This window comes from Pseudovibrio sp. Tun.PSC04-5.I4, assembly GCF_900104145.1.
GTDB lineage: Bacteria > Pseudomonadota > Alphaproteobacteria > Rhizobiales > Stappiaceae > Pseudovibrio.
The window spans coordinates 4208784-4232645 of sequence record NZ_FNLB01000006.1; the positions used below are offsets into that span (position 1 = coordinate 4208784).

22 protein-coding genes are annotated in these 23862 nt (G+C 50.0%); 11 read left to right on the forward strand and 11 right to left on the reverse strand.

The features are described 5' to 3' along the window. Positions 1–117: 117 nt before the first annotated feature. Genes BLS62_RS24730 through BLS62_RS24740 form a run of 3 tightly spaced genes read left to right on the forward strand, consistent with a single transcriptional unit; the run spans position 118 to position 5286 of the window. Positions 118–1800, forward strand: coding sequence for a flagellar hook protein FlgE (locus BLS62_RS24730; protein ID WP_093187518.1), 1683 nt, complete (start codon positions 118–120; stop codon positions 1798–1800). A gap of 57 nt (positions 1801–1857) precedes the next feature. Next, entirely contained in the window at positions 1858–3705 is a 1848-nt protein-coding gene (gene flgK, locus BLS62_RS24735; protein WP_093187520.1) for a flagellar hook-associated protein FlgK, read from the forward strand. Positions 3706–3729: 24 nt separating this feature from the next. Further along, positions 3730–5286: a hypothetical protein gene (locus tag BLS62_RS24740; protein ID WP_208991084.1), complete on the forward strand. Its 1557-nt coding sequence runs from the start codon at positions 3730–3732 to the stop codon at positions 5284–5286. A 53-nt stretch (positions 5287–5339) separates the two neighbouring features. Here the strand turns inward: BLS62_RS24740 and flaF are convergent, their stop codons facing one another. Beyond that, positions 5340–5726, reverse strand: coding sequence for a flagellar biosynthesis regulator FlaF (flaF, locus tag BLS62_RS24745; protein ID WP_093187523.1), 387 nt, complete (start codon positions 5724–5726; stop codon positions 5340–5342). After that, positions 5647–6102, reverse strand: coding sequence for a flagellar biosynthesis repressor FlbT (locus BLS62_RS24750; protein ID WP_093187527.1), 456 nt, complete (start codon positions 6100–6102; stop codon positions 5647–5649). Before BLS62_RS24750 ends, flaF begins: the two co-directional genes overlap by 80 nt. Positions 6103–6445: 343 nt before the next feature. On the opposite strand from BLS62_RS24750, the gene BLS62_RS24755 reads away from it, so the two are divergent. After that, complete coding sequence (locus BLS62_RS24755; protein WP_093187530.1) at positions 6446–7993, forward strand: flagellin N-terminal helical domain-containing protein; 1548 nt, start codon at positions 6446–6448, stop codon at positions 7991–7993. A 225-nt stretch (positions 7994–8218) separates the two neighbouring features. On the opposite strand, the gene BLS62_RS24760 is transcribed toward BLS62_RS24755, so the two are convergent. The 4 genes from BLS62_RS24760 to BLS62_RS24775 all read right to left on the reverse strand — a co-directional run bounded on the left by BLS62_RS24760 (position 8219) and on the right by BLS62_RS24775 (position 10812). Then, the gene (locus tag BLS62_RS24760) at positions 8219–8698 is read right to left on the reverse strand and encodes a hypothetical protein (protein ID WP_093187533.1); all 480 of its coding nucleotides are present in this window, start codon (positions 8696–8698) and stop codon (positions 8219–8221) included. A gap of 190 nt (positions 8699–8888) precedes the next feature. Continuing rightward, on the reverse strand, positions 8889–9389 hold the full coding sequence (locus BLS62_RS24765; RefSeq protein ID WP_093187536.1) for a hypothetical protein: 501 nt from the start codon (positions 9387–9389) through the stop codon (positions 8889–8891). Then, on the reverse strand, positions 9386–9730 hold the full coding sequence (locus BLS62_RS24770; protein WP_093187538.1) for a rod-binding protein: 345 nt from the start codon (positions 9728–9730) through the stop codon (positions 9386–9388). The genes BLS62_RS24765 and BLS62_RS24770 overlap by 4 nt, the downstream gene beginning before the upstream one ends. Next, positions 9730–10812, reverse strand: coding sequence for a flagellar basal body P-ring protein FlgI (locus BLS62_RS24775; RefSeq protein WP_244283616.1), 1083 nt, complete (start codon positions 10810–10812; stop codon positions 9730–9732). The genes BLS62_RS24770 and BLS62_RS24775 overlap by 1 nt, the downstream gene beginning before the upstream one ends. 214 nt (positions 10813–11026) lie before the next feature. On the opposite strand from BLS62_RS24775, the gene BLS62_RS24780 reads away from it, so the two are divergent. Together BLS62_RS24780 and dksA are read left to right on the forward strand one after the other, a co-directional pair. Beyond that, positions 11027–11536, forward strand: coding sequence for a flagellar assembly protein FliX (locus BLS62_RS24780; RefSeq protein ID WP_208991085.1), 510 nt, complete (start codon positions 11027–11029; stop codon positions 11534–11536). A gap of 158 nt (positions 11537–11694) precedes the next feature. Beyond that, positions 11695–12111, forward strand: coding sequence for an RNA polymerase-binding protein DksA (dksA, locus tag BLS62_RS24785; protein WP_093187542.1), 417 nt, complete (start codon positions 11695–11697; stop codon positions 12109–12111). Between the two features lie 255 nt (positions 12112–12366). On the opposite strand, the gene flgH is transcribed toward dksA, so the two are convergent. The 4 genes from flgH to flgF are packed head-to-tail and all read right to left on the reverse strand — an operon-like array spanning position 12367 to position 15642. Beyond that, positions 12367–13128: a flagellar basal body L-ring protein FlgH gene (flgH, locus tag BLS62_RS24790; RefSeq protein ID WP_093187544.1), complete on the reverse strand. Its 762-nt coding sequence runs from the start codon at positions 13126–13128 to the stop codon at positions 12367–12369. Continuing rightward, positions 13128–14096: a flagellar basal body P-ring formation chaperone FlgA gene (gene flgA, locus BLS62_RS24795; RefSeq protein WP_093187547.1), complete on the reverse strand. Its 969-nt coding sequence runs from the start codon at positions 14094–14096 to the stop codon at positions 13128–13130. Before flgA ends, flgH begins: the two co-directional genes overlap by 1 nt. Positions 14097–14107: 11 nt before the next feature. Beyond that, positions 14108–14890 (reverse strand): flagellar basal-body rod protein FlgG, encoded by a 783-nt coding sequence (flgG, locus tag BLS62_RS24800; RefSeq protein ID WP_093187549.1) that lies wholly within the window; start codon positions 14888–14890, stop codon positions 14108–14110. An 11-nt stretch (positions 14891–14901) separates the two neighbouring features. Beyond that, positions 14902–15642, reverse strand: a complete 741-nt coding sequence (flgF, locus tag BLS62_RS24805; protein WP_093187552.1) for a flagellar basal-body rod protein FlgF — start codon at positions 15640–15642, stop codon at positions 14902–14904. Between the two features lie 276 nt (positions 15643–15918). Between flgF and BLS62_RS24810 the strand changes: the two genes are divergently transcribed. The 5 genes from BLS62_RS24810 to BLS62_RS24830 all read left to right on the forward strand — a co-directional run bounded on the left by BLS62_RS24810 (position 15919) and on the right by BLS62_RS24830 (position 22920). Next, complete coding sequence (locus BLS62_RS24810; protein WP_093187554.1) at positions 15919–16416, forward strand: flagellar basal body-associated FliL family protein; 498 nt, start codon at positions 15919–15921, stop codon at positions 16414–16416. A 47-nt stretch (positions 16417–16463) separates the two neighbouring features. Continuing rightward, positions 16464–17657: a flagellar motor switch protein FliM gene (fliM, locus tag BLS62_RS24815; protein WP_208991255.1), complete on the forward strand. Its 1194-nt coding sequence runs from the start codon at positions 16464–16466 to the stop codon at positions 17655–17657. Between the two features lie 2 nt (positions 17658–17659). After that, positions 17660–18223 (forward strand): DUF6468 domain-containing protein, encoded by a 564-nt coding sequence (locus BLS62_RS24820; RefSeq protein WP_093187560.1) that lies wholly within the window; start codon positions 17660–17662, stop codon positions 18221–18223. After that, positions 18220–18918 (forward strand): MotE family protein, encoded by a 699-nt coding sequence (locus BLS62_RS24825; protein WP_093187563.1) that lies wholly within the window; start codon positions 18220–18222, stop codon positions 18916–18918. Before BLS62_RS24820 ends, BLS62_RS24825 begins: the two co-directional genes overlap by 4 nt. Positions 18919–19023: 105 nt before the next feature. Beyond that, positions 19024–22920: a tetratricopeptide repeat protein gene (locus BLS62_RS24830; protein ID WP_208991086.1), complete on the forward strand. Its 3897-nt coding sequence runs from the start codon at positions 19024–19026 to the stop codon at positions 22918–22920. A gap of 188 nt (positions 22921–23108) precedes the next feature. On the opposite strand, the gene fliP is transcribed toward BLS62_RS24830, so the two are convergent. Beyond that, positions 23109–23855: a flagellar type III secretion system pore protein FliP gene (gene fliP, locus BLS62_RS24835; RefSeq protein WP_093189582.1), complete on the reverse strand. Its 747-nt coding sequence runs from the start codon at positions 23853–23855 to the stop codon at positions 23109–23111. Between the last annotated feature and the right edge of the window lie 7 nt (positions 23856–23862).

The window sequence follows — 23862 nt, forward strand, 5'->3', positions numbered from 1 at the left end:
AAATTTTAAGTTATTGAATTACATGAAGAAAATTCCAATTAATTGGTTGGCATGTAAGTTGCATCGGCATCTTCAGAATTTGCGCAAGTATGAGCGTATTAGATTTAGGTGGGCTCGATGAGTATTTATGGTGCAATTAACTCTGCAACGACCGGTTTGGATGCCCAATCCAAGGCGTTGGAGAATATTTCTGGTAACGTGGCGAACTCGTCGACCACAGGCTATAAGCGTTTGGATACCAGCTTTTCTGATTTGGTTGCCAGCACCGGTAGCCGTCAGAGTGAGCAAGTTTCCGGCACTGTGGTCGCGACATCGCGTGCGACCAACTACTTGTCTGGTGACATCAAATCTGCCGATAAAAATACATACATGGCGATCAATGGTCCTGGTTACTTTGTAGTGACTGATCGTGACGGTCTTTCTCAGCCAACACCGGATCTTTATTATACCCGTGCAGGCGATTTCGAGCTTGATGCAGACCGTAATCTAGTGAATGCAGCGGGTTATTTCTTGCAAGGATATCCGGTCAATCAGGCGACGGGATCGACAAGTGATAAGGCTGAGGCAATTCAGGTTTCAGATAAGCCAATGCCTGCTGAACCTTCCACTAAGATTGACTACCAAGGCAATTTGCCGTCAACGCCAACAACCAATGACTACAATGCGACTGTTCCTAATTCGCAATACGTAGATCTTGGTGTGTTTTCTACGCCTGAAACGAGTTTAACGCCTGCTCTGGTTGCGACTACGGGTGGAGCGGCATTGACGGCTACGGGTAAGCTTGTGGATTCCACTCAGTTTATCGCTGGTGACACTTTGACGTTCAAGCTTAGTAAGAACAAAGACGTCACCTTTAATATTACAGCCGATACAACGGTTGAAGATCTCGTCAATAAACTTAATGGTATGCACGGTGTTACAGCTGAACTGCAGGCAAGTGGTGAGATTAGCATTTCTTCCTTTGATACGCTTGAAGTGGACCAAGCGTCTGCATCTGCTCCAGCTTCCGGCTTAGTTGATATGGATTTTACACCCCAACCGCTCAATGTGGGTGGTACGGTTGATCGCAGTGTTGTGACGGGTGAAAAAGCGCAGGACTTCATTGATAGTTCTGTTCCAGGTGGATCTGAAACTGTCTATGATAAAAATGGTACGCCGGTAAACGTCGAGTTACGTTGGGCGCTTAATGCTGAAGATAACTGGACGCTGTATTACAACAGCGACACGAAGGCGACTGGAAACGAAGTTGCCTGGAAAGCCGTAACTGATGTGACTTTTGACGCTGCGGGGCGCCTGGTTACTCCTGCTGCGGGAATTGTTCAAATTCCTAATTTAGAAGTTAATGGCGTTTCAATGGGCGACATCAACCTCGACCTCGGTACAGATAAGCTCACACAGTATGAAGACAAAATTGGCTATGCGGCCGGTATCGATTTGGCTCAGGATGGTTATCCAGCAGGTACTTTGAGAGATGTTTCCATCGATTCTGAAGGTTACGTCATTGGCGAATACTCAAACGGTAAATCACAGAAGCTGTTTAAAGTTCCAGTAGCAACGTTTGCTGCTGAGCAGGAGCTGCAGCGTATAGATGGTGCAGCGTTTGCTGAAACCTCATCGTCTGGTGAACCCGACTTCCGTGGTGGTGGTACTATTCGTGCCAAAGCGCTTGAGAGCTCCAATGCTGATATCGCGAAAGAGTTTTCGAAGTTGATCATCACACAACAGGCCTATTCTGCAAATTCAAAAGTGCTCTCGACAGCAAACCAGATGCTGGATTCTGTCCTGAATATCGTTCGTTGATTTACGGATTTTGGGTCATGCGTGATGTCTGACCCATCCTCTTTAGGAGAGTAGCGGATGAGTCTGGGATCTGCACTAAATGCAGCAATGTCGGGATTGACACTGACAAAGGCTCAGTTGGCGGTCACGTCGCAAAATATCGCCAATGCCAGTGTTGATGGCTACACACTGAAAAGCGTTGTTGGTACTGAGGTCTATAACACCGCTACATCTGCGTCGTCAGTCCTTTCCAATCAGGTGCAACGCCAAGTCAATACTCAATTGCAGTCTTCCTACTGGGAAAGTCAGAGCGACGCTGCCTTCGCGACGCAATATAACGCCTATATCAAACAGTTGGACCAGATGTTTGGGAAAGTCGGGGATACATCTTCGATACCAAATCTGGTCAATACCTTTGAGAGCGCGTTGACGTCACTTGCTACAGATCCCAGCTCGCAAAGTGCGCAACAAGTGGCTGTGACATCTGCTCAAACATTATCGCAGAGTATCAATCGAACTTCCAATTCAGTTCAAGAGATGCGCCGGGATGCCGATACTCAAATCTCAGAGAACGTAGATGGCATTAATTCGACGCTTAAAGGGATTGAAAGTCTAGAAGACAGCATCATCTCTGAACGCGCTGCGGGCAGAACAACGGTTCATCTGGAAGATCAGTTGGACCGCCAGCTTGAATCACTGTCCAGTCAAATGGATATCGATGTTGGTCGGGATGGTGATGGGTATCTGCGAATTTCCACACGCACGGGGCAAACGCTTTATAGTGACAAGGCCTCAGAACTTAAGTTCACATCTAGCCCAACCTTGGGTGCAGGTGTTGAGGGTAATCCTATTGAGGTAATTACGCCGTCAGGGTCGTCCATTGAACTCAATAAATATGATTTGCAAAGTGGTAGCATAGGGGCGTTGGTTTCATTGCGAGATGAAGCCTTGCCAGATACGCAAGCTCGTCTTGATGAACTCGCTGGTCAAATGTCGCTGGCATTGTCTCAACAAACAGCTGAGGGCGTTGCCGCAGATGATGGAGGAGCCCCTGCTGCCGCGACTGGCCTTAGCGTGGATACGTCGAGCCTCAAGTCTTCAGGCGACAAAATCGAGTTGGAGTTCAAGGTCAATGGCGGCGAAACGCGTAAAGTTAGTTTTGTCGCGGTAACCGACTCTAGTTTGTTACCACTGTCCCCTGATGTTACGGCGGATTCAAACGATATCGTGCATGGGATTGTGATCCCAGCAGATGCGGCATCGTTGCAAAGCCAGATCTCTAGTGCTCTTGGCACTGGATTTGATGTCAGTGTTGATGCAACGGGTAGTTTGAAGGTATTAGCGCCGACAAGCCCAGGGGCGATCGAAGTTACTGGGTTAGCTGCCAAGAATACTCGTACTGTCACCAGCGCTGATGGGGCTGAGCTCCCTTTATTCGTAGATTCCAGAGATGGCGGTACGCCCTATACCGGAGCGTTGGAAAATGGCGGACAGAAGACGGGGTACGCGCAACGTATCGTTGTTAATCAAGCAGTTTTAAATGACCCGAGTTTATTGGCTGGTGAATCTGATAAACAGAATTCTGATCGGGCCAATCTCATAAAAGATAGATTAACGAAAACAGAGTTTACGTTTTCTCCTGGGACTGGCATAGGCGCGCAGAATGCTCCTTATGTGGGGTCTATATCTGATTTTGCGATTGAAACGGTCGTTAAGCAGAGTTTGGTGGCGGGTGCCGCAAATACTGCTGAGAGCAATACGAGCGCTGCGAAGGTGATCTCGAAAAATGCTTACGAAAACAGCTACAAAGTAGACGTTGACGAAGAACTTGTTAAACTCACAGAATTGCAGAACGCATATGCTGCAAATGCGCGTGTGCTCAAGGCTATTGATGAGATGCTTGATACTCTTATGAATATTATTTAGCGCTTTTGAGGATTGGACCGTCCAATGAATACAATCGGATACTCAAAATCTCATAGTTATATGATTGATTTGCTCATGCAGCAAAAGACGCAGCTGGAAGACAAATCGATCCAATTGACTTCGGGACATAAGGCGCAAACATACGGCGGTATGAGTGCTGATGCCCGTATTGCGTTGGATATGCGGCGTGAAATTTCGGGCATTGAAACCTACGAAGATACGAATGCGACCGCGAGTCTTCATCTGACGCTTATGAGTAAATCTCTGGAATATATGGAGAAAATGCGTTCTGAAAGTGTAAGCTCTATTGATGATAACAACTACACGTTGACAACTGGTGGTCAAACGACAAGCCAACAAGCTACAGAAATTATGCTGCATGAGACGATTTCGCAGCTGAATACTGATGTTAATGGTTATTATCTTTATGGCGGTAAAGACGCGAGTGGGCCTCCTGTTGCTCCTCTTGATGATATTATGGACGGCAAAGATGGGAAGATGGGTCTTAAGGAGCTTATGGCTCGTTATGAAAGCGCCCACCTCGGGAGTTCGCAGAATGGGCGATTGGGAAGTAGTGTAACCGTCCCTGCTGGCTCTCCTGTTCTGACACTTCAGCAAGATAATGTTGAGGGCTTTGGCTTTAAGATCAACTCAGTAACCGCTTCATCTGCTGATGTGGCAACGGCAGTTGTGCCTGAAGATCTAACTGATCCTCTTAATCCGAAGGGAAAACAGGGGTCTTTTACATTTAATGACACCCCAAAAGTTGGCGATACGATTGAAGTTGAGCTTGAGCTTCCAGATGGCACAAAATCTATTGTTAGGCTAACCGCTACAGATGATCCTGATGCAGGTGAGGGAACCTTTTTGATTGGTACCGGCGCTGACCCTGCACTTGAAAGCACTCAAAATGCCCAAGTCGCCTTTGATAAAGCCATCTCTGATATTGCGAAGACAGATCTTCGCGCCGTTGCTGATGTGCAGGCAGGTGAGGAATTCTTCGGCAATCATGGACGCGCTGATCCTGCTCCAAAAGTACCGAAGGCGAATGGGTCTGGGTATGAGACTTCCACTGATCTTCTTGTCGATTGGTATACGGGTACAGAAAACTCCGAGGATCCGCGTGCTGATAAGTCAGTTCAAATCGACGATAATGTAAGTGTCAATTATGGTGCACGTGCAAATGAATCCGCCTTTTCTGAACAGCTGCAGAACTTAGCGGTCTTTGTTGCGGCAGATTTTATTGCAGCTACACCTGATGACGCAGCCAGTGAAGCTGAGGCGAAATCTTATTACAGTGCTTTGGCAAAGCGCAGCGACGCTGCACTCTCTGTTGCTGGTGATAGTAATTCCGGCATTCAGAGCGTAGCCGCTGAGATTGCCGTTGTGAACACAGCTGTTGTGAGCACTGCTGAACGCCTGACACAGACCAAGCTGAGCTATCAGAATACTCTGGGCAGCGCGGAGAATGTAGACAAAACATTGGTTGCAACGGAAATTGCAGTTTTGCAGACTGATTTAGATGCGTCCTTTAAAGCAACATCAATGCTGCTGAACCTGACGATCACTCGGTTTCTTTAGAAATCGTGGGCATCTACGAAAAAGCCTCCGGCATTTGCTGGAGGCTTTGGTGTTTATGGAGCCGCTTTTTGACCGCGTAGTCCTGCCGCCAAAGACTTATTGATGTTGATCATGGTCTCCAAGGCAACAGGGTCTTCCCCTGCCATCATCTCTAAGGTGCGATTAAAAATGAACAAACCCAGATTTGCAATATTGTTTTGCAGCGGGAAAGGAAGTTCACTGGTAGTCTCAGTCGCTTCGGCAACAAAAATCGTCCAAAGTGTGCGGTTGAATATGAGAGCGTCATTACGTTCTTCTATCGAAACAGTAGTCCACTCCCTTTGCAGCACTGACAGTCGCGCAGCAGCTTTCATCAAAGCTTCAGCTTCCAGAGCTCTCGGATCCATCGATGCCGAGGTGTTGGCGGATTGCTGATATGCTTGAGTTGCTTGTTGATACATGACTGATCAAAGTCCTTTCATATTCAACCAATTTTTTGGCGAGCTTAAGTGCACGATAAAGCTCTTCCGCCAAAATGGCTGTGCTGATGTCACTGATATAGGGGTGAGTGCTTGGTGCGGCGTTGAGCATCTGTTCAATTAGAACCAGATATTCACTCTGCGTTGTCGTAATGTCGCCCTCGAGATACATGAGCTGAACAGCAAGATATATCTTCTTTGCTTGCGTATCTGCCAATTCAACGGTCATGATATCTTTCTCCCGTAAAATGGGAGCTTTTCCCTGTATGAACAGGCGCGCACGCTGTTTGTCGTTGGTGATGAGTGTATCGCCAACAATCAGCATTTCTCCAGGTTTTAATTCTACCTTAAGCGCCATGTTCACCTTCCTTACTTAAATCTAGTCTCAATTGCCCATCAATTGGTTAATATTGGTTGTTTGTACAATGGAAATTCTTCGATATTCCGTGGGCTTAAGGAAAGCAAGCGACTTTAGTTTTCTCCTGTCATTTTAGATTCCGGTGTCGCTCTCCATATGTACTTACGGGTCTTTTCTGACGGTGTAATTTCTTGGTGATAAGTCTGTATATCCTGTCAAAAATAACTACTCTGGGTTGCTTGTTAAGAGGCTGGCAATATTGTGGCTCCCATACAGAGGCAGTGACGATTGTCACGAATAGCTCAAGAATGAGCTTCTCTTCATCCTAGAAAGGATAGTTATTATGTCTGATATTACACTCACTGCAGCGGTGCGCTCCAACCTTAGTACTCTGCAAAATACAGCTTCTTTGATTTCTCAGACTTCCGAGCGTCTTTCCACCGGCAATAAAGTGAACTCCGCGCTCGACAATCCAAATTCATTTTTCACAGCATCCTCTTTGAATTCACGTGCGTCCGATTTGAGCAACCTGCAGGATGATATTGGGCAGTCTGTTTCTACACTGGATGCTGCTGATAAGGGTATTGGTGGTATCAACAAGCTTCTTGATGCGGCTAAAGGTAAAGCAAACCAGGCTCTTCAATCAAAAGACGAGTCTACTCGTGCCAAGTATGCAGAAGAATTCAATGAACTGCGTACACAGATTGAAGATATTGCCAAGGATTCTGGCTACAAAGGTAAGAACCTTCTTGGTGGTGACGGCAATGATCTGACTGTTAAGTTCAACGAAGATGGTTCATCTCAGCTGAAAATTGGTGCTGTTGATTACACCGACCTAGACTCCGAAAACTCCTCGTTCACTTTGGATAAGATTGGTTCCACCAAGTCTTCTGTAACTGAGCGTAACGAAGAAGCCGCATTTAGCCTTGGACGTACGCCGTCAACTGATCCGAATGCAGGTAAGTTTGACATTGGCATTACTGCTGGTGCTGCTATAACCGGCGCAAGTAATATTAGTGCTATTAATCAATTTGAGGAAGGCGATAAAATCACGCTTTCTGCTGGTGATCAGAAATTTGAAGTAGAGACGAAGGATGCTGAAGATCTTGATGCAACGGCTTTAAAAATTCAAACTGAGCTGCGGAAAATTGATGGTAATGATGCGGCTACTGTAACGTTTAATGTCGATAAATTTGAGATTTCCGGCGCGAATGAAGATTTCAAAATTGGTTATGAAGCAGCTGGCACAACAGCTACTGGGTTCACAGACACCAACGTAGCTGGTGAAGAAAAGTTGCTTGCAACAACTAAGCTTGAAGATCTTGATGCGTTTAAATCCGGCGACGTTATCGAGTTCCAGCTTGGAGATGGCAATAAATCCTCCTTTGATGTAACTGGTAAATCTGTAAGTGATCTTGCTACTGCTATTGGTGGCCTTACAGGCGTTACGGCTAACGTCGCAGATGATAAGATTAACATTGATGTTACCGACCAGGACCTTAAATTCAGCTTTAAAGGGGATGGTGCAGGTGCAGAATTTTCTGACCCTAAGAAAAACGAGATCGGAAAAGATCTTGATGCGGTTGATGGACGCGGTTGGGGTGATGACGATCTTATCGAGAAATCTCTCGAACAGGTTCGTACAGCTCAGACTGATCTGCGTGCGCAAGCATCTACTTTTGGTACCAACCTTTCCGTTGTGACCAACCGTCAGGACTTCACTTCAGATTTGATTAACACACTGCAAACTGGTGCTGGTAAACTGACGCTTGCAGATTCTAACCTTGAAGGTGCGAATCTTGCAGCTTTGAACACTCAGAACTCCATTGCGACAACAACTCTAAGCTTGGCTACTCAGGCTGGACAGTCTGTTCTGCAGCTTATCCGATAAGCTCTCGACCAGATTTGAGTTTTGGAGAACGCGCCTTTCGGGGCGCGTTTTTCTTTGTTTGCGCAAGGAGATTCGTGGTTTGCGTTGCTGCGTGCGTTGCTATGCGTATATCTGAGTGGTTTTGCGTTGTTGTGTTGCTAAGGGGCATGATAGGCAAAAAAAGAGCCATGCTGCGGGGCAACACGGCTCTAGGGGGATAGATTTAGCAAGCTGCGGGGATAAAGCTTAGGCTGCTCGTTCCTGCTCGGCTTGTGTGGGCTGGGTCTGCTTAGTTTCGTAGGCTGCTGGATCAACTTCTTTGGCTTCACCGCCAAGATTACGCTTTTCCTGAAGCTGAATGACTTCGTCAACGAATGCGCGAATGCGACGGGCAGTCTTGGACGGAAGTTCATAGATGACGTCGCCTTCAGGTTCTTGTGTCAACGAATAGATGAGTTCTTTTGAATCTTCATCGTAATTGTATTGACGAACTAGTCGGGCTTGATCCAGCGTGGCCTGTTCAGTCTTTTGTGGATCTCCTGTGCGAGAATCCGACTTGAACGGCTTATTCGTTGCTGTTTGATTGTCAGTGGTCTCTGCTGACGCGGTAACAGCGCGTGCGCCAGACAGCTCTGTCTGAACCTGTTCGGTTTCAGCTTTTGCCGGAGCGACCTGAGATGTTAACGACTGATGTAAGAGTGTCGGTCTCTGTGCTGTAATTTCCATATAGCCCCCACGGTTTTCTTCTTGGCAACTTTACGGTGTATATTCTTAAATAAACTTAATATTAACGAGTGTTATTTAATCAAAATTTAATGAAATTACATTCAAATCCGCACAATTCCCCTATTTCTCAGCGAGGCAAAGTGAGGGGCTTTGGCCTATTTCGTTAATATGCACGCCATTATTTGCGTGTTTAGAGTGTTTGATTAACAGCAATGCCCTGAGCGGATCTTTGTGGTGAAGTCATGACACCCGCAGCGGTGTAACCTTTTGTTTTCATTTGCGAACCAACGGCCTTAGCGACAGTCTCAATAACGTTGTCAGTCACTGAGCGCGCTGTTGATACCACTTGCAGGTTGGTTTGCAGGATGGGCCTCAGGTCGCCGTGGCGCTCGCGCATACGTTGAATGGAATGCGGTGCAAGGTTTCCCAGAGCAATCGCATTGTCACTCGCAACCTGAATACCAGATAGGTAAGATTCGATTGCGGCATGCTTTCGCGGCGCCACTGTCGGAAGCTTCGAGATATGCCCGTCTCGCAACAGCTCCGTTTCGGCCTCGATAGCGGTTACGAGGTTTTCCATTGCGGTGTGAAAGCTTTCGCAGAAGACTTCAGCTTGTGTCCGGGTTTGGATCGGGGCTTCTTCAAACAATACAATTGCCTGAATAGCGTCAGGGTCGTTCTGAACTGTCATTCCGAGGTCTCTTGAAGTTGTAATAGTTGTGAATGAACCGTGGAAGCTAGGCCAATGCCACCAGATTGAGACAATGTGTTGGCGTACTCGTTAATCAACATAGATTTCCACGCATCAGAGCCTTCTTCTGTTCCGAATGTCCCGCCGTTTTCCAATCCTGTGAACATGTTCTGCAGCATTTCGTTCAAGAAAACGGATTCAAATTCCTTTGCCTTCTCCATTAACGCATCGTTGGTTTTAGCGGACACGCGGGATGCGCCCACCTGATTTGCGTTGGCACCTGCGATAAGGTCGGCAGACGTTGCCAGAGAAGGGGAGGGCAGTTGGGCTTGAGATAACATTAGAGAACCTCAATTTCTGCTTGCAGCGCGCCTGCTGCTTTGATGGCTTGAAGTATGGAGATCAGGTCTCTTGGGCTGATGCCCAATGCATTGAGACCGTCGACCAGCTGCTGAAGGGTGATTGTCTCATTTACGAGCGCCAGCTGTTTGTTGTCTTCGGTTACTTGCACATCAGTACGAGGTACTTCCGCCGTCCGGCCACGTGAGAAGGGAAGCGGCTGCACCACTTCAGGTGACTCTGCGATGGTTACGGTGAGGTTGCCTTGCGCGATTGCGACTGTGGAGACCTTCACCTGCTGTCCCATGACAATGATGCCTGAGCTTTCGTCGATGACGATTTTGGCTGGTAGGTCTGGCTCAACAATCAGCTGTTCAATGTCTGTGAGGAGGTCAACGATGTTGCCATCATATTGTTTTGGCAGTGTCAGACGGACAGTCGCTGGATCGAGTGGCTCAGCGGTTGGCAGGCCGATCAACTCGTTTACTGCAATTGCAATGCGGCGTGATGTTGTCAGGTCCGGGTTGCGGAGCGCCAGTTTGATTGTGCTGAGTGAGGAGAGTTTGAAGTCCACTTCGCGTTCAACAAGGGCACCATTTGGGATACGGCCGGATGTTGGTACACCGCGCACGATGGAGGCTGCTTCGCCCTGTACTGCAAAGCCAGCAATTGAAACTGGGCCCTGTGCGATTGCATAGGCCTCACCGTCGGCACCCATGAGCGGGGTAACCAGCAATGTGCCGCCTTGCAGGTTTTTGGCATCACCAAGGGCGCTCACTGTTATATCGATGCGAGTCCCTTGCGTGGAAAAGGCTGGGAGGTTCGCTGTCACCATCACTGCAGCTGTGTTTTTGGTGTTGAGTTCAGCCTCATTGGTGTTAACGCCTAAGCGCTCCAGCATTGCCTGCAAAGATTGCCGGGTGAAGGGTGAGGCGGTGAGCGAGTCACCAGTTCCCTGTAGACCGACAACAAGTCCGTACCCGATCAGCTGGTTGTCACGAATACCTTCAAAGTCAGCAATATCCTTGATCCTTGAGGCAGCATGACCTGGAAGGGTTGCGCCAAAAAGAACGATAAATGCCAAGACGGCGATTCTACTTAGACTTGCGAGATTGAACATCGGTACCCGACTATACGATTCATATTTGCCAAATACATGCGAAATTTATGCCAGTTTTGAGTGGCTATTTTCAATTTCTTAACTAACTGAACTTAATAGGAATTTTTAGTATAGGGTGGATAAAGGGTTAAAGCACAATAAATTTGCGTGCGGCAATTGTTGCCTGCTTGGTAAAGTTTTGTGTGAGACGGTCGGCAAATCTGTTCTGGCTGGCCTTTTATTCCAAACACGTAGCTCAGAGGGTAACGCTTTGCTTGTTCGCACCACACCAGTTTCTGGTTTAAACTCTACGAGCAAAGTGGGGAGCAAACGACGTAAGGAGTCTGGCTCAGATAACGGCTCTGGGTTTGTTGTTGAAGAAGACGCGGCAAATGTAGGACATGCCTCTGCCAGCGTTGCCTCCTCGAACATTCAGGGCGTGGATTCCCTTCTTGCTCTTCAGCAGATGGACGTTCCTGTCGATGATAGGCGCCGTGCCGTTCAACACGGAAGCAAATTGCTGGATCAGTTAGATGCGCTGCGTCTGGACATGTTGCAGGGGAAAGTTCAACCAGAACGCCTCGAGCGTCTGGTGGACAACCTGTCCATGCGAGTCAAAAGCGGCAACTCCGGATTGGACAGAGTGATCGAAGATATTGAGGTCAGAGCTAGAATCGAACTGGCAAAACTGGGTCATTTTGTCGATTAACCCAGCTTATTCGGTTAGTTATAAATATTTATAGGCGTGTAAATCGCTGAATACACTGAATAATCGCATTCATAGACAAATTCGTCTTTTTAGTAGATTGTTGTTTTAACCTCCCCTCGTTATATTCCAGCCGCCAATATAGGTAGGCGGAGTTTCAGATGGCAGTTGACGTCGCAATTGATTATCGTCCTTCAGAGGGTGAACCATTCATGAACGACCAACAGCGGGAGTACTTTCTTAGAAAGTTGCTCACGTGGAAGGAAGATATTCTGAAAGAGAGCAAGGACACCCTTGCGACCCTTCAAGAAGAGAACACGAACCATCCTGATTTGGCTGATCGTGCATCGTCAGAGACCGACAGGTCTATTGAGTTGCGTGCACGTGACCGGCAGCGGAAGTTGATCTCTAAGATCGATGCTGCCTTGGCCCGTATAGAAGATGGGTCCTACGGTTATTGTGAGGAGACCGGCGAGCCGATCTCCGTGCGCAGATTGGATGCGCGTCCTATTGCGACGCTCTCCATTGAAGCGCAGGAAGCTCACGAGCGCCGCGAAAAGATCTATCGTGATGATTGATCTTTAGGCTCTTGGAATATTAGCCTTTCAAGCTGTGGTCCTTAATTCTTAGGCACAATTTCTTGGAAGAAACAAAACAAGGGAAGTGCGGGTCTACTGCGCTTCCCTTGTTTTGTGTTTGGGGGCTTTTGTTAAGCTCAACCCACTCGTGAAATGAAAACGAGCCCGGCATGCTGGGGAGCATGTGGCCGGGCCCGTTTTATTTGCCGCTCAAGCTGGGGAGCTTATTGAGCGGTTGTAGGTTCTTCAAATTATTTAAAATGGTAAAACGATATCGAGCACCTGGCTGCCATAGCGCGGCTGTTGGGTAGCGGAGATCTGTCCGCGACCACCGTACCCAATGCGGGCTTCTGCGATTTTCGTGCTTTCCACCGTGTTATCCGAGGCAATATCTTGCGGACGTACGACACCGGCAACGATGAGCTCACGCACTTCGTGGTTCACACGGACCTCCTGACGACCTTCGATGACGAGGTTAGAGTTGGGGAGGACCTGCGTTACAACGGCTGCTACGGTGGTCTTCAGGCTCTCTGTGCGGTCAATTGTACCGCTGCCCTGAAAGTTGTCGGAGCTGTTGATGGAGGCGATTGCATCTGCAGAGGAGCCTCCGGGTAATGCAAATTTGTCAATTGCTGCCCCAAGTGCGCCGCCTGCGCCTGCGTCTTTCTTGTCGGATCGGCTGCTTTTGGATGTATTGGCAAAAGCGGCTTTATCTGAAATCGTCACGTTGACTGTTACAATGTCACCGACACGTTTTGCGCGTTGATCCTGAAAGAACGCCCGATTGCCGTTACTCCAGAGGGAGTTGGCGTTGTAGCGCTGGGTTTCCTTCATTGGCATTGGCATTTGCACTGGGCGGTAACCCGGCTGCGTGCGTGGGTCCTGAATGGCAGTCAGGACTGGTTCCTGACCGATCTTGGAAAGTTTGTCAGCAGTTTCACACCCTGCCAATGCGACCAAGCTGATTGCAAGAGCGGTGTACTTCTGGATTTTTGTTGCAAAGGTTATTGTAGGCATCAACGGTTCTCCAGTAGGGCTGCAACTTGTGTGGTTGCGCCGCTTACAATGGCGATGTTTTTGCCAACGACTTCAGCAAGGATTGTCTTTTGGGAAATTGGATTGACGATCTCGATCAGGTCGTTTTTGCCGCCGTCAGATTTGGCTTTGCCCTGCGTTGAAATGTTCATGCCCGGAATCTTGTAGATCACGGTTACTTTAGCGCCGCGTTTTACCAATATAGGTTCGCCGACATCTCTAGGTGTCAGAGTAGAGCCTGCGCGCATGTTGCGGCGGACTTCCATTCCAATCAGGTCGGCTGCGGCGAGAAATTCACGGCCTGCGTAACGTCCTATCGGTTTGCGCTCCTCGCGGATGTCTTTGGCGGTGATGACTGTGCCGCGGTCTAGCCGGCGTGCTAATGTGGAAATGGAAACCATTTGCGATGCGTTGCCAAGGATGGAAATTGGTTTTGTCCTGCCTTCCTGAACGATATTCAAAATGACTTTGAAGCGGGAGGTGCGTGGGGACCAGTTGATGCGTCCGATTGTCAACGGTGAGATTGCATCAACGTCAGCGTGCATGTCCATCGGGAGAGGTGTGGTGTAGGAGATCTCGATGTCCTCAGGCAGAATGCGGGCCCGTTCTGCAAAGGCGTTGCGCAGGATATCTGAAATCAGTGCTTCATCTACCGGGATAGAAAGGCGATGAACGCTGACTGTCGTCAGATTGTTGGTTCCGGCCTGAATGAAGCCCGCTGCCTGTGCTTGCTGCGCAATGATCATTGCAGAGACATTGCCAGTCGTTCCAAGATCGGGACTACGGAAGATTGGGGTTTGAGCCAGATCACCCGCTTCGGTATAGAAGTCGCCGATGGTAACAACCGGGCCCGCGACATTCACTGTTGGGCGCAATGTTGCTGCCGCAAAAGCGTTGCTTGCTGTGAGCATCATAAGGCCCGCAAAGAGTGTGGTCGCCAACTTCCTCATAACATCACCCCTTAGCGTAGATTCGTGGTTGTGGAGTACATCTCATCAGCGGCTTTGATGATCTTCGAGTTCATCTCATAAGCGCGCTGTGCGGAGATCAGGTCGGACAGTTCGGTCACTGCATCCACATTGGAGGCTTCAAGGTGACGCTGGAGCGTGTTGCCGAAGCCTGCTGCTCCTGGGTTGCTGGTTTGTGGTGGGCCGCTGGCCGGGGTCTGAAGGAAGAGGTTGTCTCCGATGGCATCCAGACCGGCTTTGTTGACGAAACGCGCAAGTTCCAACTGGCCAAGGCTCAACACCTGATCGTTGTCATCCATAGCCTGAACCAGACCTTGAACATTGATCGTGATGTCGCGGGCGTTTTCCGGGATCACGATGCCGGGCTGGACCTGGTAGCCGTCTTTGGTCACCAGTTGCCCGGATGCAGAACGCGCGAAAGAACCGTCACGGGTGAAGCCAGTTGAACCATCCGGGCGCTGGATCTGGAAGAAGCCTTCGCCGCGAATAGTAACGTCAAGTTCATTACCAGTCTGATTGACCGGACCGGCGGACATGATGCGGGTTGTGGCGGCTGTTTTTACGCCGGAGCCGATCTGTACGCCGTTGGGAACAATGGTGCCGGCATCGGAGGTTTGTGTCCCCATACGGCGCTGGTTTTCGTAAAGTAGATCCTGAAAATCTGCGCGCTGGCGTTTGTAGCCGGTGGTGCGCATGTTGGCCACGTTGTTTGAAATGACTTCGACGTTCAGTTCCTGAGCTTTCATGCCGGATGCGGCGATGTGAAGAGCTTTCATTGTTCTATTCCTTAAGCCTCAACCGATCCAAGTTCGCGGATGGAGCGCTGACGTAGTTCGTTGCGCTGCGACATCATCTTGGACACGCTTTTGTATTGACGGGTGATTTCGATCATGCGGGAGATTTCGCGAACGCCTTCTACGTTGGAGCCTTCCAGGGCACCTTGTAGAACGGATGGGTTGGTTGCTGGGATCGGGTCTGTGCCGGAGAACAGATTTGCGCCAACATGCATAAGCTCTTGGCGGTTATCGAAGGTATAAACGTCCAGACGGCCAAGCTCACCTTGAGGTGTTGAGAGAACGCCTTCTCTGGTGATGGTGATTGCGCCGTCTTCCGGATTGATCTGAATTGGTGCGCCATCGGCCAGAACCGGGAGGCCCGCATCTGTGACGAGCATTCCATCGGGATCAATGGCCAGACTGCCAGCGCGGGTGTAAAATTGTTCACCCTCAGCGCCAGCTACGGCAAAATAGCCCTCGCCATCAATTGCGATGTCCAGCGGATTGCCAGTCAACCGAATTGGACCCTGTGTCAGGACAGTGGCTGTGCCTACATCCTGTGTGAAGGAGAGGGGATGATCTGAGCGTTGAAACTCGGATGCCTGTGCGTTTGGCATCAAGTATTCCTCAAAGATCATTCTTTGAGCCTTGTAGCCAGTTGTATTCGTGTTTGCCAGATTGTTGGCGACCACATCCAAGTTCCGTCGAAGGGTACTTTGGCGTGATAAGCCGATCAGCTGTGCGTTTTCCATTTTATGCTCCCCAGCATACTGCAGGTCTCCTCAGACCCGCCGCACCAAGGTTCTTGCAGAAGTTGTGCCAGTTTTGCGCTTTGGCGGATTTCTGCAGTTTTGCAGAGGTGGTCGGCAAAATATCTGTTAAGTCTCTGATAAAATGTGCCTACTTTGATTTCCTAGTGGGCAAAAATTGCTTAGTAAGATCAAATTAACCATTTGGTAACCTTTGTTAACCAATTAGGTTGTATTAACACTTTTTAAACCTTTGATTGCGATTCACCGGGGCGCAAAATGGCAGATACGGAACTGCAAAAAACTGAGGACGAGGGTAAAGCTGGCAAGCGCAAGGTTGTTATCGGCGCGATTGCGGGTATTTTACTGCTCACTCTTGGTGTGGGTGGTGCCTATGTCATGGACTGGTTTGATATGAGTGGTAGCACCTCGGTCGAGCTGGCGGATGGGAGCGTAACGCAGGTGCAGACAAAGCCTGTTGTCTTCTATGACCTGCCTGAAATGACGGTAAATCTCTCAACTCAGGGTCGTACTACTTATCTTAAGGTCCGTATCGCACTTGAAGTCGAGAGCGATCGCATGGTTTCTCAGGTAGAACCATATTTGCCTCGTATTCTTGATGCCTTTCAGATTTATCTGCGTGAGCTGCGTCCAGCTGATCTTGAAGGGTCTGCTGGTCTGTTCCGTTTGAAAGAACAGCTTTTGCGCCGCATCAATTCCGCCATTTATCCAGCCAAGGTTGAAGGGGTTCTCTTTAAAGAGATCCTTGTTCAGTAGGGGAGCGGCATATGTCAGATACCGATACTCCTCCTGAAGACGAAAACATGGATGACGCTTGGGGGGAAGCTCTTGCCGAAAGCGGCGACAGTGATGGGGATGAAGATCTTGCCGCAGCCTGGGGCGCGGCGCTTCAGGAACAAGGCGTAGAAGGCGGAGAAGAGGCAGCAGCTCAATGGGCTGCTATGATCGATGACAGCGAGCCTGACATTGAGAGCGCGTCTCGTGGTGCCGACCGTATTCTGAATCAGGAAGAGATCGATAACCTGCTCGGTTTTACGCTGGACGGGTCCCTGACGGGTGATGAAGGCGGCATTCGTGCGCTGATTAACTCAGCATTGGTGTCCTATGAACGCCTGCCGATGCTGGAGATTGTGTTTGATCGTCTGGTGCGGTTGACCACGACTTCTCTGCGCAACTTTACGTCGGACAATGTTGAAGTCTCTTTGGACTCTATGACCAACGTTCGGTTTGGTGATTATCTGAATTCTATTCCGTTGCCGGCAATCCTGGGTGTCTTTAAGGCGCGGGAATGGGACGGTCTCGGTCTTGTTACCGTTGAAAGCTCTTTGATCTATTCCATTATCGACGTGTTGCTTGGTGGTGGTCGCGGTTCCTCTCCAACTCGCGTTGAGGGACGTCCCTACACGACGATTGAGAGCAATCTGGTTCGCCGGATGATTGAAATTATTTTACTGGATGCAGAGCAGGCCTTTAGTCCGTTGTCTCCAGTGAGTTTCCCGCTTGAGCGATTGGAAACCAACCCGCGTTTTGCTGCGATTTCTCGCCCTGCGAATGCCGCCATCATGGTCGAGCTGCGCATTGATATGGAAGATCGTGGCGGCAAAGTTGAAATTGTCCTGCCTTATGCGACCCTTGAGCCTATTCGTGACCTGCTATTGCAGATGTTCATGGGTGAGAAGTTCGGGCGTGATCCGATTTGGGAAGAGCATCTTGCGACTGAAGTTCATGCTTCAGAAGTGCAGGTGGATGCAGTGCTTTACGAGAATACTATCCCGCTCCAACGGGTTCTTAATCTGGAAGTTGGTCAGACGCTTTTGTTTGACATTGGACCTCGCGATCCTGTGCAGGTTAAATGCGGAGGGGTTGCTTTGACCGAGGGACTTATGGGGCACGTTGATGACCACATTTCTATTGAAATATCGAAGAAGCTGACGCAATCAAAAATGACGCTGGCCGCTTTTGAACAATCCTTACAAAGCGAACTGGAGACAAACTAAAGATGTCCCTAGGTCTTATTATTGAATGTATCGTTGCCGTTCTCCTTGTGATCACCATTGGTTACTGCTGGACGCTTAATGGTCGCCTTAGTCGCCTTCGATCTGATGAAGAGTCATTGAGGGCAACAATTGCCGAATTGATTACAGCAACTGAGATTGCTGAACGCGCCATCATGGGCCTCAAATCTACTGCTGGAAATGCCGATCGTACCCTTGGTGCACGCTTGGGTGAGGCCGAAGCTGTCTCTCTCAAGCTTTCCAATCAGTTGGGTGCAGGTGAAGAGGTTCTGGACCGGATTGGCGAGGTTGCTGATCGTGCGCTTGCTGATCGTGGCGCACGTGGTTCTGCACCATCTGTATCTCAGCGCACTTATGAGACTGCTGCTGAAGGGCTTGTTGCCGGGATCATTGCTGAACAGGAAACTGTTGCTCCGGTTAATACCTACCGGGAGCCTGCGCCAAAAACGACTGTCCGTTCTATGGCGCATGAAATTCGCGATGCTGCAAATGAATCTGCTGCGCGTCTTGAGCGGTTCCGTAGGCAAGCTCAGGACCGTGTGGCATGAGACTAAGGCTCCTTCCCATTGTTGTTTTTGCAGGCAGTGCTCTTCTTGTCTTGAAAGTCCTCGGGTTCTTTCTGGAGGGCAGCTACCCGATCGGGGCTGTCCGTGTTTCGGAAGCGCAGCAGGCTGAACCAGCAAAGGCGAAGGAGAGTGAAAAGACAGATGCCAGTGTTTTGCCCCATCCATCTGGAGGCCAAAAAATTCGATTGGCTCAGGTTAGTAGTGGGGTAAAGGAAAGCGGTGTTCCAACCAACTCCGTGTCTGAACTTGCTGTATTGAACAGCCTTGGCAATCGCCGGAGTGCGCTCAACAAGCGTGAGGAAGAGCTGGAGTTACGGGAACAGATGCTGGGTGCTGCGGAAACCCGCCTCAATAAGCGTTTTCAAGATCTTAAAGCGTTGGAAGCCAAGATTGATGCGGATGTTGAGCGGAAAGAAAAGCAGGCCGCCGAAGAAATCCTAGATCTTGTGAAAATTTATGAGAGCATGAAGGCTAAAAACGCGGCCCGTATCTTCGACCGGCTTGATCTGGATATCATGCTGAAGGTGGTACGAGAGATGCAGCCACGTAAAATGGCGGATGTGTTGTCTGCGATGGATACTGAGGTTGCAGAGCAATTGACGATTGCGCTCGCATCTGGCGAAAGCCGAGAAGTGAAAACCACTTCAACTATTCTGCCTAAGATTCAGGGAAATTAATCGTTTGAATTGGTGGTTTCATGCTCTAAATGCTGGAGTGTGTAAGCTTGCGTTAATAGCCAATTGCTACACATACCTAATTAATTTTGGGAGTAAGAATCGGGCATGGGCGACATAGGGGAAAAGCAGAAGCGTTCCTTTCTGCGCGCTATATTACCTTGTTCGCTGCGTCGTGCGCGCATTGTGAGGGGTAAAGCTTGGCTCGCCTCGATTATGCTCGCAACGACGGCTCTTAGCGGCAGTGTGCTGAATGGCTGGGCTGAGCCTGCCTCAGCAATTGTCTCGGCTGAAGATGCCGGAACATATGCCCGCATGGTGATCACTTTTCCTGATCGCAATTTGCTGCCACCCTATGAAGCTTCCATCTCCACGAGTGTTTTGCGTATTTCATTCCCTGACGGAGTTGATGCTCAGGTTGATGGTGTGCCTGAAGCGCTGGCCAATTATATCTCCGTTGCCCGTTCTGACCCTGATGGGGCTGCCCTCCGCTTTGCTCTGCGCCAACCGCTTAACATCAACAGCATGGAAGCGGGCGAGAAGCTTTTTATCGACCTGTTGCCCTCTACTTATGAGGGGCGACCACCAGCTTTGCCGCAGGGTGTGATTGATAAACTGGCACGGCGTGCAGCGAAAGCACTGGAGCGGGTTAAAGAACTTGAAGAAGCCAACGCGCTGGAAGATCAGGAAGTCAAAGTTGCTTTGCGCATTGGGGAGCACCCGACGTTTACGCGTTTGATCTTTGATTGGAATGTGAATGTTGGCAGCACGTTCGAGCGCAGTGGGAACAACATTCGTGTTGGTTTTGATCACTCAGCAGCTCTGGATCTTTCTGAACTTAAAGCGCACCTGCCGCCCAGTGTTTTGGATGCAGCTTCCAAGTCTCGTGAGAACGATCTGATCTTCAACATGATTGTTGACCCTAAGGCGGATGTGCGGTCGTTCCAAGAAGGTAAGCAGCTCATTGTTGACATCACACCGGATGAGGCTATTCAGCTGGATTCTCGCGTTTCCGATGTTCGGGAACAAGTGTTTGGCAACACAGATGTGCCTCAAGGCGCGTCGAACGTTGTTACAGCACTCGGCGATAGAACAACAGTAACGCCTGCTCTGCCAACAGCTGCGCCACAGGCTTATCCTCGATCTCCGGGTAGTTTGATGCCCGCTGCTGAACCTGTTCCAGAGGCTGTCGTGGATGAGGAGGTGCTTGAATTCGCGCTGATGCCGACACCGGTTGCTAAACCTGAGCTGGAACGTGTTGGTGAGCCACTCAACGGCGATGTGCCCGTAGATACCCCAAGGGTGAAGCCTGCTGTTGATGAGACTGTCGCCGAGCCAGCATCTAATGCAGCGAGCGCGAGCCCAGTTGAGCCAGCTCCCGCCCCCGCGCCGGAAACAGATTTGATTGCCGAAGTGGTGAATGCAGGCCGGCCGGCCTCCATTCCGCTGGAGATTGCGCCGAAGGCCGTGGAAGAGCCTGTGCCATTTGTCATCGCAGCGCCTTTTGAGGTTCATGAAGTGGGATCGCTGCCAATGGCGCGGCCTGCCTCAGCTGAATCTATCATTCGGGAAGAGGATGATGCGGCCGGGCAAGTGGTTGGGGTAGAGACTTATCGCATTGGCGATACTGTGCGGCTGGTGTTCCCGTTTGTGGGGGATGTTGGTGCTGCTGTTTTCCGCCGTGATGATAAAGTTTGGGCTGTCTTTGATAGTGAAGACAAACTAGATGGCCGCGGTATTCCTGCTGTTTTGAGTGACCTGGCTCGTAATGTCGAGCTAGAGGAAACTGATGGTGCGCAGGTTTTACGTTTTGACCTGAAACGAACCACGCTGCTTTCAATTGAATATCAAGATGAAGCATGGGCGATTACCCTTGGGCCTTCCATCTCCACCAAAACCAAACCGGTGGATGTGGAGCGGAATGTACAAGGGGATGGCTCCAGCATTTTGCGCCTTCCATTTGGTGCAAGTGGTCGCTTGCATACGCTGACAGATAAGAGTGTTGGTGACCGGATTTATGTTGTCAGTGGACCTGCGCCTGTTCGGGGTATCCTGAAATCACATCGGTTCCCGCAGGTTCAGATCTTGCGGAGTTCTCAAGGTTTGGCTGTTGTTCCGAATGCAGATGGTATTGATGTTGAGCTGTCGGGCGATGATCTGATTATCTCCAGACCGGATGGTTTGAAAATCTCCAATCGTGGCCTTTCCAAAGGGACGGCTGTGGGGTCTCAGGTGAAGGATCCGACACAGCCGAGATTGATTGAGTTTTCGCAGATCAACCAGCAAAAGCCAGAGGACTACATGCGTAATCTGCGTGTGCATGAGGAGAACCTTGCTAAAGCTGATCCTCAAGAGATGAATGGCCCGCGGCTGGATTTGGCACGGTTTTTTCTCTCTAGTGGATTTGCACAGGAAGCGATTGGCATGCTGCGGATGATGGAGGAGGAAGATCCTCTCATCGAGAAGGATGCCACCTTCAATGTGATGATGGGTGCAGCTCAGATACTTGCGTCTCGACCTGCGGAAGCTCTTGAATATCTTGCTGCTCCAGAACTGGCGAGTAGTCCAGATGCTGCGGTTTGGCGTACGTTCGCCCATTCCGACCTCAGGGATTGGACCGGAGCGCATGCCAATTTGGGGCGCGCTCAGGCCGTGATGGCCAACTACCCAGTGATGTTGCAGGTTAATTTTAATCTGGCAGCAGCCAAAACGCATTTGGCGCTCGGTAATTTTGGTAAGGCTCTTGCCGTGCTGTCACAGATTGAACCATCTGATGTGAATGAAGAGCAGGCGGTGCTCTATGATTTGCTGCGTGGCCGTATTGCGGATGCCTCGGGGCGATCTCAGGAAGCGCTGGATGTGTATGATCTGGTCGTGCGCTCCAACAACGGGCCGCTGAGTGCTGAAGCTCAATTCCTCAGCGTTAAGCTGCGATACCGTGATGGTTTGATTGGTGCGCGGGACGCACTTTCGGAGCTGGAAGGTCTGGCGGCATCATGGCGTGGTGATGACACCGAGCTGAAGACCTTGCGGCTGATGGCTCAGTTGCATTCACAGGAAGGCAATTACCGCAGAGCGTTTGAGGCTATGTCTCAGGCTGTTCAATCGGATGCAGGAGCTGAAATCACCTCCAATATTCAGCAGGAAATGGGCTCCGTTTTCGCAACGCTGTTTTTGGAAGGTAAAGCGCAGGCGCTGGAGCCGGTCAAAGCACTGGCATTGTTCTATGATTTCCGCGAGCTGGTGCCTGCTGGGCGTCAGGGCGATGAAATGGCGCGTATGTTGGCCAGTCGCTTGATCGACATGGATTTGCTGGATCAGGCTGCTGCTGTGTTACGCCATCAGATCGATAAGCGTCTGAAAGGGGCAGCGCGTGCGCAGATTGCTGCGGATCTAGCTGTTGTCTATCTGCTTAACCGTAAGCCTGACGAAGCGCTGCGCGTGCTTTCGCAGACACGTCAGGGACAGCTGCCAGCTGCGTTGCAACGGCAACGTAATATCGTGGAAGCGCGTGCTTTGAGCGAGAGCAGTCGTCCTGATCTTGCGCTTGAACTTGTGCGGAATATGTCCGGCTCTGATGTGGACCGACTAAGGGCGGACACGTTGTGGTCCGCACGGTCCTGGCAGAAGGCTGGCGAGCAGCTTGAGCGGATGAACGGCAGTCGCTGGTCTGATGAAGTGCCGCTGGCTGACTCTGAACGGGTTGATGTTATTCGTGCTGCAATTGCTTACACATTGGCCGAAGACGGACTTGGGTTGGAACGGCTGCGTCAGAAGTTCTCCGAGAAGATGAGCCAGTCCCCGCATGCGACTGCCTTTGAGGTTGTTACGCGCCCTATTGATGATCGTGGGGTAGAGTTCCTGTCGGTCGCAAGCACAATGGGCGGTGGCGACAGTCTTGATTCCTTCCTTGAGGAATATAGGCGCCAATACCTCTCTGCTAAACCTATATTGCAGACGGAAGAGGCTGGTTTGCAGTCTGGCGATACACTAGGAGCAGCTTAAACGGCTTGCATTTTTGTTGCCTGTTTAAGCTTTAACCCGCCTACGCTATTCCTTGTTTTGCAAAGCGCCTTATTCGGGAACATATTGGAAACCAGCGGTGTTCTTTACGGCTTTGAAGCGCATTGGTATGGATGCAACACGCTTCAAAGTCATTTTTCATCTCATTCCTGGCTATGCGATCGGCTTTGCTATCCGCCGAAACTTCGCACGAGGCTGCCTGCGATTAACTGCCATCCATCTACAAGCACAAAGAAAATGAGCTTAAAGGGGAGGGAGATCACAATCGGTGGCAGCATCATCATACCCATTGACATGAGTACTGACGCAATTACCAGATCGATGATCAGGAAGGGGAGATAGAGCAGAAAGCCTATCTCAAAAGCTCTGCGTAGCTCACTGATCATGAAAGCAGGTACAAGAACACGTAGGTTCAGGTCTTCTGGCGTCTCTGGAATCGGGAGCTTTGAAAGTTCCTGAAACAGAAGCAGATCAGACTCGCGGACCTGTTTGCGCATGAACTGATGGAACGGTTCGGATGCGCGATTGAAGGCTTCTAGAGGCTCAATGGTCCCGTCAATCATAGGCTTTGCGCCCAGATCCCACGCGGTTTCAAAGGCAGGTGCCATGACGAAGGCCGTCAGGAACATGGCCAGTGACAACATGACTGCGTTTGGCGGTGCAGTTTGCAGGCCAATGGCAGAGCGTAGAAGAGACAACACCACCACGATACGGGTGAAGCTTGTCACCATAATCAGGATGCTTGGCGCAAGCGAAAGCACCGTGAGCAGCATGACCAGCTGCACGGCACGTTCTGTTACTGAGTTGCCTTCACCGCCTCCAAAATCAATAGAGATGCTTTGCGCTGCAGCGGGCCCGAACCAGAGAAGTAAAAGAGCGAACGCCAAAAAACCGATTTGCCCTTTGGCTCCGCCCATTTTTGCT

Coding starts and splice junctions, on each gene's coding strand:
- BLS62_RS24750 (WP_093187527.1), bottom strand. CDS start 6,102: ATGGCGCTTAAGGTAGAATTAAAACCTGGAGAAATGCTGATTGTTGGC.
- fliM (WP_208991255.1), top strand. CDS start 16,464: ATGGATGACGCTTGGGGGGAAGCTCTTGCCGAAAGCGGCGACAGTGAT.
- BLS62_RS24770 (WP_093187538.1), bottom strand. CDS start 9,730: ATGTTATCTCAAGCCCAACTGCCCTCCCCTTCTCTGGCAACGTCTGCC.
- flgK (WP_093187520.1), top strand. CDS start 1,858: ATGAGTCTGGGATCTGCACTAAATGCAGCAATGTCGGGATTGACACTG.
- BLS62_RS24755 (WP_093187530.1), top strand. CDS start 6,446: ATGTCTGATATTACACTCACTGCAGCGGTGCGCTCCAACCTTAGTACT.
- dksA (WP_093187542.1), top strand. CDS start 11,695: ATGGCAGTTGACGTCGCAATTGATTATCGTCCTTCAGAGGGTGAACCA.
- BLS62_RS24730 (WP_093187518.1), top strand. CDS start 118: ATGAGTATTTATGGTGCAATTAACTCTGCAACGACCGGTTTGGATGCC.
- flgF (WP_093187552.1), bottom strand. CDS start 15,642: ATGGAAAACGCACAGCTGATCGGCTTATCACGCCAAAGTACCCTTCGA.
- BLS62_RS24765 (WP_093187536.1), bottom strand. CDS start 9,389: ATGACAGTTCAGAACGACCCTGACGCTATTCAGGCAATTGTATTGTTT.
- BLS62_RS24820 (WP_093187560.1), top strand. CDS start 17,660: ATGTCCCTAGGTCTTATTATTGAATGTATCGTTGCCGTTCTCCTTGTG.
- BLS62_RS24740 (WP_208991084.1), top strand. CDS start 3,730: ATGAATACAATCGGATACTCAAAATCTCATAGTTATATGATTGATTTG.
- BLS62_RS24830 (WP_208991086.1), top strand. CDS start 19,024: ATGGGCGACATAGGGGAAAAGCAGAAGCGTTCCTTTCTGCGCGCTATA.
- flgG (WP_093187549.1), bottom strand. CDS start 14,890: ATGAAAGCTCTTCACATCGCCGCATCCGGCATGAAAGCTCAGGAACTG.
- flgA (WP_093187547.1), bottom strand. CDS start 14,096: ATGAGGAAGTTGGCGACCACACTCTTTGCGGGCCTTATGATGCTCACA.
- BLS62_RS24810 (WP_093187554.1), top strand. CDS start 15,919: ATGGCAGATACGGAACTGCAAAAAACTGAGGACGAGGGTAAAGCTGGC.
- flgH (WP_093187544.1), bottom strand. CDS start 13,128: ATGCCTACAATAACCTTTGCAACAAAAATCCAGAAGTACACCGCTCTT.
- fliP (WP_093189582.1), bottom strand. CDS start 23,855: ATGGGCGGAGCCAAAGGGCAAATCGGTTTTTTGGCGTTCGCTCTTTTA.
- BLS62_RS24760 (WP_093187533.1), bottom strand. CDS start 8,698: ATGGAAATTACAGCACAGAGACCGACACTCTTACATCAGTCGTTAACA.
- flaF (WP_093187523.1), bottom strand. CDS start 5,726: ATGTATCAACAAGCAACTCAAGCATATCAGCAATCCGCCAACACCTCG.
- BLS62_RS24825 (WP_093187563.1), top strand. CDS start 18,220: ATGAGACTAAGGCTCCTTCCCATTGTTGTTTTTGCAGGCAGTGCTCTT.